This is a genomic window from Streptomyces sp. P3 (assembly GCF_003032475.1).
Classification (GTDB): Bacteria; Actinomycetota; Actinomycetes; order Streptomycetales; family Streptomycetaceae; genus Streptomyces.
This window is the reverse complement of sequence record NZ_CP028369.1, coordinates 9,485,622-9,498,344: the sequence shown is the minus strand read 5'-3', so window position 1 is coordinate 9,498,344 and position 12,723 is coordinate 9,485,622. Positions and strand designations below refer to the sequence as shown.

The following is a 12,723-nucleotide window of genomic DNA, read 5'->3' as shown; positions in this document are numbered from 1 at the left end:
GATCCCGTCTGCCGGGAGACCCGCCGGCCGAGAGACCAGGAACGCGAGCGCCATGAACCGTCGTCCGACATCCGCCCCCGGTGCCCGGGGCGCCCTCTCCACACACTCCGTGTTCGGCGCTCCCTGCTGGGTGAGCCTGACCAGCCGTGACCTCGAGGCCACCCAGGACTTCTACGGCGCGGTGCTGGGCTGGAAGTGGCTCAAGGGCACGCTGGGCGACCACTTCCGTACCGCACTGGTCGGCGGTGTGCCGGTCGCGGGCATCGCGGCGGTCGCCTCGATGTGGCAGATGGCGGTCGCGTGGACGCCGTATTTCGCGGTGCCCAGCGCGGACGAGGCCGCCTCCCGGGCCCGCGAGCGGGGAGGGACGGTGGCCGTGGGGCCCATCTCGCTCCCGCCGGGCCGGGCGGCGCTGCTGGCCGACCGGGACGGCGCGACCTTCGGCATCTGGGAGGGCGAGCTGATCGGCAACTGGGAGGCGTGGCGGCAGGCGGCGCCCGCCTTCATCAGGCTGCACACGCGCGACGCCTTCGACTCCGCCATCTTCTACGGCGAGATCCTCGACTGGGCCACCGACCGCCCCGGCGCCTGCGAGGTCCACTACGAGTCCGGCGAGGTCTGGCTGCGCAACCGCGGCGACGTCGTCGCCCGGATCGAGTCCGGCGCGCTGGAGGCTGCGCCGGACCCGACGATCCGCCCGCACTGGCAGGTGCACTTCGCCGTGGCGGACGTGTCGGCCTGTGCGCGCGCCGCGGAGAAGCACGGCGGCTCGGTGCTGCGCGAGAACGCCGAGGAAGCGGTGCTGCGGGACCCGGACGGGGCCCAGTTCACGGTGACCTCGCGCCGCGAACGCTGAGCCCCCGCCCGTCCCGAGGTCCGCTACGGGCGGCGCGGCGGCCGGGTCAGCACGAGGAGGCTGCGGGCCTCCAGCCCGACCTGCGCGTCGGCCTTGTACTCCGTCTCGTCCGGGCCGCCGTCCGGCTCCGCGGTGTCGGCGCACACCGTCCAGCGCTCGCCGTAGGCGGCGTCGGGCAGCCGGAAGACGACCGGCTCCCAGTAGCTGTTGAACAGCAGCAGGAACGAGTCGTCCACGACGGGTCCGCCGCGCGGGCCGGGCTCGGCGATGGCGTCACCGTTGAGGAAGACGCCGACGCTGTGCGCGTCGGGGCGCAGCCAGTCGCGGTCCGTCATCTCTCCCGCGTCGGGCCGCAACCAGACCAGGTCGGGCAGCGGCTGTCCCGCGTGGGTGACCGTCTCGCCGCGGAAGAATCGCCGCCGGCGCAGCACCGGGTGGCCGGCCCGCAGGGCGATCAGACGTCGGCAGAAGCCGGTGAGGGCCTGCTGCTCGTCGGACAACCGCCAGTCGATCCAGGACACTTCGCTGTCCTGGCAGTAGGCGTTGTTGTTGCCGCCCTGGGTGCGGCCGAGCTCGTCGCCGTGGGAGAGCATCGGAATGCCCTGCGACAGCAGCAGCGTGGCGAGCAGGTTGCGCTGCTGCCGGGCCCGCAGGGCGAGCACTCCGGGGCGCTGCGTGGGCCCCTCGATCCCGCAGTTCCAGGAGCGGTTGTCGCTCTCGCCGTCACGGTTGTCCTCACCGTTGGCCTCGTTGTGCTTGTCGTTGTACGAGACCAGGTCGCGCAGCGTGAAACCGTCGTGCGCGGTGACGAAGTTGACGCTGGCGCGTGGGCGGCGGCGGTTGTGGGCGTACAGGTCCGAGGAGCCGGTCAGGCGGGAGGCGAACTCGCCCAGCGAGCCGAGTTCGGCGCGCCAGAAGTCGCGCACGGCGTCACGGTAGCGGCCGTTCCACTCCGACCACAGGGGCGGGAAGTTGCCGACGTGGTAGCCGCCCTCGCCGACGTCCCACGGTTCGGCGATGAGTTTGACGCGGCTGATCACCGGGTCCTGCTGGATGAGGTCGAAGAACGCCGAGAGCCGGTCCACCTCGTGGAACTGCCGGGCCAGCGTGGCCGCGAGGTCGAAGCGGAAGCCGTCGACGTGCATCTCCGTGACCCAGTAGCGCAGCGAGTCCATGATCAGTTGCAGTACGTGCGGGTGCCGCATGAGCAGGCTGTTGCCGGTGCCGGTGGTGTCGTAGTAGTGCGCCCAGTCGCTGTCCACGAGCCGGTAGTAGGAGGCGTTGTCGATGCCGCGGAAGGAGAGCGTGGGGCCCTTCTCGTTGCCCTCGGCGGTGTGGTTGTAGACCACGTCGAGGATCACCTCGAGCCCGGCCGCGTGCAGCGCCTTGACCATGGACTTGAACTCGTCGACCTGTCTGCCGCGGATGCCGTGGGCGGCGTAGTCGTTGTGCGGGGCAAAGAAGCCGATGGTGTTGTAGCCCCAGTAGTTGGACAGACCCCGGTCCCGCAGCACGCCGTCCTGCACGTACTGGTGCACGGGCATCAGCTCGATCGCCGTCACGCCCAGCGAGGTCAGGTGCCCGGTCACCGCGGGGTGGGCCAGCCCGGCGTAGGTGCCGCGCAGGGCTGGCGGGACGTCGGGATGGGTCCGGGTCAGGCCGCGCACATGTGCCTCGTAGATCACCGTGTCGGCGTAGGGACGGCGGAGCGGCGCGTCGTCGCCCCAGTCGAACGCGGGATCGGTGACCACGCCCAGCAGCGTGTGGCCGGAGCTGTCCGCCGGGTCGGGGCGGTCACCGGCCCGTTCGAACAGCGAGGCGTCGTTGTCGATCTGGCCGTCGACGGCCCGCGCGTAGGGGTCCAGGAGCAGCTTCGCCGGGTTGCACCGGTGGCCGCAGGACGGGTTCCACGGCCCGTGCACCCGGTAGCCGTACCGTTGTCCCGGGCCCACGCCGGGCAGATACGCGTGCCAGACGAAGCCGTCGACCTCGGCCAGCGGGACGTCGCGGGTGTCGCCGTCGTCGTCCACGAGGACGAGGTCGACGTGCTCGGCGACCTCGCTGAAGAGTGCGAAGTTGGTTCCCTCCCCGTCGAAGTCGGCGCCCAGCGGGTAGGGGTGCCCGCTCCACGCGGGCACCCCTGCACGGCGATCCGTCCGATGACGCCGTGACGTCACCGGGCGGCCACCAGAACCCGCGGCTCCTCGGCGGCCGGGGCGGCCACGACGGCCACCGGCAGCGCGCGGGGCACCTTGCGCCCTTCGCGCAGGTTCGGCGCCGGCGCGGTCGGCACCAGCGGCTTGCGCTCGCCCGAGCGGGCCCGCTGGGAGAACCAGATGACCTTGCTGCCGGTGCCGGTGGAGCAGCAGCCCCAGCCGTCGCTCATCGCGGCGATGTGCTCCAGGCAGGCCCGCAGGTGCTGATCGGGGCGCAGATGACGGTCGTCGCCCCCGAGGGCCGTGATCAGATGCTGGCCGTTCCACCACATCTCGATGGACGTGCGCTTGTCCGCGGCGTGCTCGTCGATGGCCTCGAGCAGCATCCCGGCGCCGCGGCAGACGGGCTCGACGAGTGTCTGGAGGTCCCAGTGGTTCAGGTGCGCGGCCAGAATGCGCCTGACCTGTCCCACGCGTTCCGCACTGACGTCCACATCGAGGTGGTAGTAGCAGGGGACTGCGGTCTTCATCTCGTTCGCTCCTCACCGGCGAGGCTCCGCTCCTGTCGGCCCGACGGGCGGGCCACCGACACGAAGCGTGAGCGGTTATCGCTTCAGAGTCACAACCACAGTGGGGCTGCTACGCCATTCGTGCAACACGAGCACACCACAACCAAGATCCAACAGGACGTTGGGTGATGTGCCGTGCACCATAAGTGAAGGCCTCGGGAGGTTGGACGTTTTCGCACCTCTGCGGAAAGGGCCGACCCGCTCGTCTCGAGCGGCGTACCTCGTGAACTCCCGGAAGGTGAACAGCGCGATGCTGCAACCAGCGAAGACCGAAGTCGCCCGAACCCTGCGCAGTTTCCGGTCCTGGGAGCGGGCCATGCTCGCGCATCCCGAGGACCGCACCGCGCGGGCCGCCTTCGAGGACTGCGGATACACGCTGTGCGTGCTGATGGGCAAGCGGTGCGCCCGCGAGGCCGCGGACGCCGCGGAGCAGTATCTGCGCGCCGGCACGCCCGCCCGCCACCGCGAGCGCCGGGGCGCGAACCTGAGGAACGGCGCCGCACGGCTCACCGTGACGCGTCCCCTGCCCTGCCTGCCCGCGGAGACGTAGCCGCCCGCGGCGGTGCAGGTCCGTCGCCCAACACCGGGCGAACGAAGCCATTTTCAGTCAGCGGAGGTGCAGAGGTGAAGTCCACCAGGGCGATCGGCCGGATCCCGGTGCGGGACGTCGAACCGCGTGTGGAGTGCGGCAGGCGGCCGGCGAAAGCCGTGCTCGGTGAGACGGTGCGGATCTCCGCGACGGTGTTCCGCGAGGGCCACGACGCCATCGGCGCCAACGTGGTCCTCAAGAGCCCGGAGGGCGGCCGTGGACCCTGGACGCCGATGCGGGAGCTCGCCCCCGGCACCGACCGCTGGGGCGCCGATGTGACCCTGGAGGCCATGGGCCGCTGGACCTTCGCCGTGGAGGCCTGGAGCGACCCGATCACCACCTGGCGCCGCAACGCCGAGATCAAGATCCCGGCGGGGATCGACCCGGGGCTGGTTCTGGAGGAGGGCGGCCTGCTCCACGAGAAGGCGGCCGCCCGGGCCCCGCGCGGTCCGCAGCGCACCCTGCTGCGGGAGACGGCGAAGAAGCTGCTGGACGACTCGACCTCGGTGGCCGAGCGCTACGCCGCGGCGTTGACGCCGGAGGTGGACGCGGTGCTGGCGCGGTTTCCGCTGCGGGAGCTGGTGACCGCGTCGGAGCCGCTGCCCCTGCTGGTGGAACGCGAACGCGCCCTGTACGGCTCCTGGTACGAGTTCTTCCCCCGCTCCGAGGGCACCCCGCAGCAGCCGCACGGCACGTTCCGCACCGCCGCCCGCAGACTCCCCGCGATCGCCGCGATGGGCTTCGACGTCGTCTACCTCCCCCCGGTCCACCCCATCGGCACCACCTTCCGCAAGGGCCGCAACAACACCCTCGACCCCGGGCCCGACGACGTCGGTGTGCCCTGGGCGATCGGCTCGCCGGAGGGCGGCCACGACGCCGTCCACCCCGCGCTGGGCACCCTGGAGGACTTCACCTGGTTCGTCGGACAGGCCCGCGCGCTGGGCCTGGAGATCGCCCTCGACTTCGCCCTGCAGTGCTCCCCCGACCACCCCTGGGTGCACAAGCACCCGGAGTGGTTCCACCACCGCCCCGACGGCACCATCGCCTACGCCGAGAACCCGCCGAAGAAGTACCAGGACATCTACCCGGTCGCGTTCGACGCCGACATGAAGGGCCTGGTCGCGGAGACCGTACGGGTGCTGCGGCACTGGATGTCGCACGGGGTGCGGATCTTCCGCGTCGACAACCCGCACACCAAGCCGGTCGTCTTCTGGGAGCGGGTCATCACCGAGGTCAACCGCACCGACCCCGACGTGATCTTCCTGGCCGAGGCGTTCACCCGGCCCGCGATGATGCACACCCTCGCCCAGATCGGCTTCCAGCAGTCCTACACCTACTTCACCTGGCGTACCACCAAGGACGAGCTGACCGACTACCTCACCGAGCTGTCGGGGCAGGCCGCCTCGTACATGCGGCCCAACTTCTTCGCCAACACCCCCGACATCCTGCCCGCCCACCTCCAGCACGGCGGCCGGCCCGCCTTCGAGGCCCGCGCCGTCCTGGCCGCCACCCTCTCCCCCACCTGGGGCCTCTACAGCGGCTACGAACTCTGCGAGAACACCCCCCTGCGCGAGGGCGGCGAGGAATACCTCGACTCCGAGAAATACCAGCTCACCCCCCGCGACTGGGAGACCGCCGAACGCGAGGGCCGCACCATCGCCCCCCTCGTCACCCGCCTCAACGAGATCCGACGGGCCAACCCCGCCCTGCACCGACTGCGCAACCTCCGGTTCCACGGCACGGACAACCCCTCCGTGATCGCCTACAGCAAGCGCGAGGGATCGAACACGGTTCTGGTGGTCGTCAACCTCGACCCCCACCACACCCAGGAGGCGACGGTCTCGTTGGACATGCCGCAACTCGGCGTGGAGCACGACGCGACCCTGTCCGTACACGACGAGCTGACCGGTGACACCTACGCCTGGGGCAGGACGAACTACGTGCGTCTGGAGCCCGGTCGGACCCCTGCCCACGTGTTCCACGTCCGGTGACCCACCCCGCCGATCGGAGACCCCAGACCGCCATGACCGTCAACGAGCCCGTTCCGGACACCTTCGAGGACACACCCGCAAAGGACCGCGACCCCGAGTGGTTCAAACGCGCCGTGTTCTACGAGGTCCTCGTCCGCTCCTTCCAGGACAGCAACGGCGACGGCATCGGCGACCTCAAAGGCATCACCGCCAAACTCGACTACCTGCAATGGCTCGGAGTCGACTGCCTCTGGCTCCCGCCCTTCTTCAAGTCACCCCTGCGCGACGGCGGCTACGACGTCTCCGACTACACCGCCGTCCTCCCCGAGTTCGGCGACCTCGCCGACTTCGTCGAATTCGTCGACGCCGCCCACCAACGCGGCATGCGCGTCATCATCGACTTCGTCATGAACCACACCAGCGACCAGCACCCGTGGTTCCAGGAATCCCGCAACAACCCCGACGGACCCTACGGCGACTACTACATGTGGGCCGACGACGACAAGCAGTACCCCGACGCCCGCATCATCTTCGTCGACACCGAAGTCTCCAACTGGACCTTCGACCCCGTCCGCAAGCAGTACTTCTTCCACCGCTTCTTCTCCCACCAGCCCGACCTCAACTACGAGAACCCCGCCGTCCAGGAGGAGATCCTGGCCGCACTGCGGTTCTGGCTGGACCTCGGGATCGACGGCTTCCGCCTCGACGCGGTGCCCTATCTCTACGCGGCCGACGGCACCAACTGCGAGAACCTGCCCGCGACCCACCAGTTCCTCAAGCGGGTGCGCCGTGACATCGACGCGCACTATCCGGACACGGTGATCCTGGCCGAGGCCAACCAGTGGCCCGAGGACGTCGTCGACTACTTCGGCGACTACACCTCCGGCGGCGACGAATGCCACATGGCGTTCCACTTCCCCGTCATGCCCCGCATCTTCATGGCCGTCCGCCGCGAATCACGCCACCCCGTCTCCGAGATCCTCGCCAAGACCCCCGCCATCCCCGCAAGCTGCCAATGGGGCATCTTCCTGCGCAACCACGACGAGCTCACCCTCGAAATGGTCACCGACGAAGAACGCGACTACATGTACGCCGAATACGCCAAAGACCCGCGTATGCGCGCCAACATCGGCATCCGCCGCCGCCTCGCACCCCTCCTCGACAACGACCGCAACCAGATCGAGCTCTTCACCGCCCTGCTGCTCTCCCTGCCCGGCTCCCCGATCCTCTACTACGGCGACGAGATCGGCATGGGCGACAACATCTGGCTCGGCGACCGCGACGCCGTCCGCACCCCCATGCAGTGGACCCCCGACCGCAACGCCGGATTCTCCTCCTGCGACCCCGGACGCCTCTCCCTGCCCACCATCATGGACCCCGTCTACGGCTACCAGGTCACCAACGTCGAGGCGTCCATGTCGTCGCCCTCCTCGCTCCTGCACTGGACCCGCCGCATGATCGAGATCCGCAAACAGAACCCCGCCTTCGGCCTCGGCACCTACACCGAACTCCCCTCCTCCAACCCCGCCGTCCTCGCCTTCCTGCGCGAACACGAGGACGACCTCGTCCTGTGCGTCCACAACTTCTCCCGCTTCGCCCAGCCCACCGAACTCGACCTCAGCCGCTTCCACGGCCGCTACCCCGTCGAACTCTTCGGCACAGTCCGCTTCCCACCCGTCGGCGAACTCCCCTACCTGCTCACCCTCGCCGGCCACGGCTTCTACTGGTTCCGGCTCACCAGAGCCGCGTCCCGGACCGGCCGCCGCCCGTGAGGGTGCGCCGAGGAAAGGATGGGTCACCGTGACGAAGACCGCGAAGACCGCACCCCTGCGCCCGGGCACCGTGAGCGGCGTCCGCTCCGCGGGCCCGCTCGGCGCGCTGCTGTGCGAGTGGCTGCCCCGCCAGCGCTGGTTCGCCGGCAAGGACCGCCCGCTCACCGACCTGCGCATGCTGTCGATGACCGAGCTGTACCCGGGCTGTCTGCATCTGCTGGTGCACGCCGGCCAGTCGGGCGTCCCGACACCGGGGTGCACTCCCCCGGCCGGCGACTGCTACCAGTTGCTCCTCGGCCTCCAGGAGCATCTGTCGCCGCGGCTCGGGCGTGCGCTGATCGGCAGGGTGGAGGAGGGTCCGCTGGCCGGGCTGACCGTCCATGACGCGCTCCAGGACCCGCGCTCGGCGCACCTCCTCCTGGAGCGGATGCGGCACCCCGGCACACTCGGCCCGTTGTCGTTCGAGTCGGACCCTGCGGTGTCGCTGCCCCCGGGGCTCGCGCCGCGACTGCTGGAGGCCGAGCAGTCCAACACCTCCCTGGTGTACGGGGACGCGTTCATCCTGAAGATCTTCCGGCGCATCCAGCCCGGGGTGAACCCCGATCTGGAGGTGCCGGTCGCGCTGGCCGGCCAGGGGTGCGGGCGGGTGCCCGCACCCGTCGCCTGGTTCCGGACAACCCATCCGCAGGAGGCGACGCTCGGCGTGCTGCAGCCGTTCCTGCCCGACGCCTCGGACGGCTGGACGCTGGCGCTGCGCGCGCTCTCCCGCGGCGAGGACTTCACGGCGGAGGCCGAGGAACTGGGGCGGGCCACGGCGGACGTCCATCTGGCGCTCGCCGCGGCCCTTCCGGCCGGTCCGGACGCGGAGGACGGGCGCACGGCGGCCGCGATGACCGAGCGGCTGGAGGCGGCCGCACACCACGTGCCGGCGCTGCGGCCGTTCGTGCCGGGCCTCATCACCGCGTTCGGCGCGCTCTCGGCGTGCGACGCGGGTCCGCCCGCCCAGCGCATCCACGGCGACCTGCACCTCGGGCAGGTCCTGCGCGCCGGACGCGACTGGTTCGTCATCGACTTCGAGGGCGAGCCGTCCCGTCCGCTGGCCGAGCGGCGCAGCGCCCACTCGCCGGTCCGGGACATCGCCGGAATGCTGCGCTCCTTCGACTACGCCGCCCGCCAGCGCCGCCCCTGGCGGCCGGAGTGGGCGCGGCGTTGCCGGGAGGCCTACTGCGCGGGCTACGCGGCCCGCGCGGGCTGGGACCCCCGTAAGAAACATGCCCTGCTGCGCGCCTACGAGACGGACCGGGCCGTGTACGAAGTGCTGTACGAGGCCCGTAACCGTCCCGACTGGCTGCCCGTACCCATGGCGGCGATCGAACGACTCGCCGTCCGAGGAGGCTGACCCCTGTGGCCCTGCGTGACACCTCTCCGCCTGAGTCGGCCGGCCCCCGCCCGCGTACGGCGCCCGCGCTCGACGCGGGCGACCGCGGACGGCTGCTCTCCGGCGCCCACCACGATCCGCACGCGCTGCTCGGCGCGCACCCGGTGCCGGGCGGGATCCTCTTCCGGACGCTGCGGCCCTTCGCCGACGCCGTGAGCGTGGTGATCGACGGCGATCCCACCCCGCTGGTCTCGGAGGGCGACGGCCTCTTCGCGGTCGTGCTGCCGCTGGACGCGGTGCCCGCGTACACGCTGCTGGTGTCGTACCAGGGCGCCGAGCACAAGGTGGACGATCCCTACCGGTTCCTGCCGGCCCTGGGCGACCTCGATCTGCACCTCGTCCGGGAGGGGCGGCACGAGGAGCTGTGGAAGGCGCTCGGCGCCGAGCCGATGGCCCACCAGGGCGTGCTCGGCACCCGGTTCACCGTATGGGCGCCCAACGCCCGGGGGGTGCGGGTCGCGGGGGACTTCTGCTTCTGGGACGGGACGGCCTTCCCGATGCGGTCCCTCGGCGCGTCCGGGGTGTGGGAGCTGTTCCTGCCCGGGATCGGCGAGGGCGCCCGGTACAAGTTCGAGATCACCTCGCGGCACGGCGAGCGGTTCCTCAAGGCGGACCCGATGGCCCGGCGCGCCGAGGTGCCGCCGGACACGGCTTCGATCGTGCACGCCTCGCACTACGAGTGGTCGGACGGGGACTGGATGGCGCATCGGGGCGACGTCCCGGTGCATGTCGCCCCGTTCTCCGTGTACGAGGTCCATCTGCCGTCCTGGCGGCCGGGCCTGACGTACCGGGAACTGGCGGAGCAGCTGCCCGCGTATGTCTCCGACCTCGGCTTCACGCATGTGGAGCTCATGCCGGTCGCCCAGCATCCGTTCTCGGGTTCCTGGGGCTACCAGGTCACCGGCTTCTACGCGCCCACCGCCCGGCTCGGCACCCCGGACGACTTCAGGTACCTGGTGGACGCGCTGCACCGGGCCGGCATCGGCGTGATCGTGGACTGGGTGCCGGCGCACTTCCCCAAGGACGACTGGGCGCTCGGCCGGTTCGACGGGGAGCCGCTGTACGAGCCCGGCGACTCGCGGCGGGCCGAGCATCCGGACTGGGGGACGTACGAGTTCGACTTCGGCCGGGTGGAGGTGCGCAACTTCCTGGTGGCGAACGCCACTTACTGGTGCGAGGAGTTCCACATCGACGGCCTGCGGGTGGACGCCGTCGCCTCCATGCTCTACCTGGACTACTCACGCGACTCCGGACAGTGGACGCCGAACGTGTTCGGCGGCCGCGAGGACCTGGCCGCCATGGCGTTCCTGCAGGAGATGAACGCGACGGTGTACCGCCGCAATCCGGGCGTCGTGACGATCGCCGAGGAGTCCACCGCCTGGGACGGCGTGACCCGGCCGACGGACAGCGGCGGTCTGGGCTTCGGGCTGAAGTGGAACATGGGCTGGATGCACGACTCGTTGCAGTACATCGGCAAGGAGCCGGTGCACCGCAAGTACCACCACAACGAGATGACCTTCTCGATGGTGTACGCCTACAGCGAGAACTACGTGCTGCCCATCTCGCACGACGAGGTGGTCCACGGCAAGCAGGCGCTGGTCTCCAAGATGCCGGGCGACTGGTGGCAGCGGCGCGCCAACCACCGTGCCTACCTGGGCTTCATGTGGGCGCATCCGGGCAAGCAGCTCCTCTTCATGGGGCAGGAGTTCGCGCAGGGCGCGGAGTGGTCCGAGGCGCACGGCCCCGAGTGGTGGCTGCTCGACGCCGGGTACGCGTCGGCGGGCGACCACCGGGGCGTGCAGGACCTGGTGCGCGACCTCAACGCCGTGTACCGGGCCACTCCCGCGCTGTGGGAGCGCGACACCGACCCGGCCGGCTTCCGGTGGGTGCTGGGGGACGCCGCAGAGGACAACGTCTTCGCGTTCCTGCGGCACGACGCGCAGGGCGCGCCGCTCCTGGCCGTCAGCAACTTCTCCCCGGTGGTGCGCCACGACTACCGCCTCGTCGTCCCCGCCGGCGTCCCGGCCTGGCGTGAGGTGCTCAACACCGACGCCGAGCGCTACGGCGGCAGCGGCGTCGGCCTGCCCGGCGTCGTCCCCGCGCGCGACGGGGAGCTCAGGCTGACATTGCCCCCGCTGGCGACGGTCTGGATGGCCCCGTCGTCCGTGTGAACGGGGCCCGACGGGGCAGTCGGGTGCGTACCACCCACCAGAGAAGGGCTGACGTCGCGTGCGCACCGTGGGAGTGGAGGAGGAACTCCTCCTGGTCGACCCTGAGACCGGCGAACCGCGGGCTCTGTCCGCCGCCGTCCTGGCCCGCGCCGCGCGGTGCGAGGACGGCGAGGACGACGTCTTCGAGAAGGAACTGCACAGCCAGATGCTCGAGTTCGCCACCCATCCGCAGTCGGGGATGGACGACCTCGGCGCGGAGATCGTGCGGATACGCGGGGAGGCTGCCCGGCACGCCCGGGGGGCCGGGTGCGCGGTGGCGGCGCTGGCCACGTCGCCGCTGCCGGTGCGCCCCTCGGTCAGCATGAACCGGCGCTACCAGTGGATGGCGGAGCAGTTCGGCATCGCCACGCAGGAGCAGATGGTGTGCGGCTGCCATGTCCATGTGTCCGTCGGCTCGGACGAGGAGGGCGTCGCGGTCGTCGACCGCATCCGTCCCTGGCTGTCGGTGCTGATGGCGCTGAGCGCCAACTCGCCCTTCTGGCAGGGCCGGGAGACGGGTTACAGCAGCTACCGCAGCCGGGTGTGGCAGCGCTGGCCGTCGGCGGGTCCGACCGAGCTGTTCGGTTCGGCGGAGCGCTACCACCGGCGGGTCGCGGACATGGTGGCCACGGGCACCATCCTCGACGAGGGCATGGTCTATTTCGACGCCCGGTTGTCGGCGCGCTATCCGACGGTGGAGGTGCGGGTGTCGGACGTCTGTCTGCACGCGGACACGGCGGTGCTCGTCGCCACGCTGGTGCGCGGGCTCGTCGAGACGGCCGCCCGGGACCTGGAGGCCGGCCGGGAGCCGGTGGACCACAGTGTGAGCCTGTTGCGGCTGGCCGGCTGGCGGGCGGCCCGCTCGGGGCTGACGGGGGACCTTCTGCATCCGGCGACCATGCGGCGCGCTCCCGCCGAGACGGTCGTCGGTGCACTGCTGAAGCACGTGGAGGACGCGCTGGCGGACGCCGGAGACCTGGAGCGGGCCCGCGCTGCGTGCGGCGAGCTGCTGCGGCGGGGCAACGGCGCGCACCTCCAGCGCGAGGTGTTCGGACGCACCGGCAGTCTGCGCGAGGTGGTCGCCGCCTGTGTGCGCCAGACCCAGGCCTGAGCGTGGGGGAGCAAACCGGACGGCGCGGCTCCGGCGGCGGTGCGGGCGGACG

The 12,723-nt window shown here is 71.1% G+C and carries 9 protein-coding genes; 7 read left to right on the top strand and 2 right to left on the bottom strand.

The annotated features are described in order from the left end of the window. Positions 1-52: 52 nt before the first annotated feature. Positions 53-856 (top strand): VOC family protein, encoded by an 804-nt coding sequence (locus tag C6376_RS42115; RefSeq protein WP_107448450.1) that lies wholly within the window; start codon positions 53-55, stop codon positions 854-856. A gap of 23 nt (positions 857-879) precedes the next feature. Here the strand turns inward: C6376_RS42115 and glgX are convergent, their stop codons facing one another. Further along, entirely contained in the window at positions 880-2,994 is a 2,115-nt protein-coding gene (gene glgX / locus C6376_RS42110; protein ID WP_254076293.1) for a glycogen debranching protein GlgX, read from the bottom strand. Between the two features lie 35 nt (positions 2,995-3,029). Next, positions 3,030-3,542, bottom strand: coding sequence for a pep a2 (locus C6376_RS42105; protein WP_107448448.1), 513 nt, complete (start codon positions 3,540-3,542; stop codon positions 3,030-3,032). A 289-nt stretch (positions 3,543-3,831) separates the two neighbouring features. Between C6376_RS42105 and C6376_RS42100 the strand changes: the two genes are divergently transcribed. The 6 genes from C6376_RS42100 to C6376_RS42075 all read left to right on the top strand — a co-directional run bounded on the left by C6376_RS42100 (position 3,832) and on the right by C6376_RS42075 (position 12,671). Further along, on the top strand, positions 3,832-4,131 hold the full coding sequence (locus C6376_RS42100) for a DUF5133 domain-containing protein (protein ID WP_107449490.1): 300 nt from the start codon (positions 3,832-3,834) through the stop codon (positions 4,129-4,131). A 74-nt stretch (positions 4,132-4,205) separates the two neighbouring features. Next, a complete protein-coding gene (locus C6376_RS42095; RefSeq protein WP_107448447.1) occupies positions 4,206-6,161 on the top strand; it encodes an alpha-1,4-glucan--maltose-1-phosphate maltosyltransferase in 1,956 nt (651 codons plus the stop codon). Between the two features lie 32 nt (positions 6,162-6,193). Beyond that, positions 6,194-7,912 (top strand): maltose alpha-D-glucosyltransferase, encoded by a 1,719-nt coding sequence (treS, locus tag C6376_RS42090; RefSeq protein ID WP_107448446.1) that lies wholly within the window; start codon positions 6,194-6,196, stop codon positions 7,910-7,912. A 55-nt stretch (positions 7,913-7,967) separates the two neighbouring features. Continuing rightward, positions 7,968-9,311, top strand: coding sequence for a maltokinase (locus tag C6376_RS42085; protein WP_254076459.1), 1,344 nt, complete (start codon positions 7,968-7,970; stop codon positions 9,309-9,311). 5 nt (positions 9,312-9,316) lie between these two features. Beyond that, positions 9,317-11,521, top strand: coding sequence for a 1,4-alpha-glucan branching enzyme (gene glgB / locus C6376_RS42080; protein ID WP_107448444.1), 2,205 nt, complete (start codon positions 9,317-9,319; stop codon positions 11,519-11,521). A 58-nt stretch (positions 11,522-11,579) separates the two neighbouring features. Continuing rightward, entirely contained in the window at positions 11,580-12,671 is a 1,092-nt protein-coding gene (locus C6376_RS42075; RefSeq protein WP_107448443.1) for a glutamate--cysteine ligase, read from the top strand. The last annotated feature ends 52 nt before the right edge of the window (positions 12,672-12,723 follow it).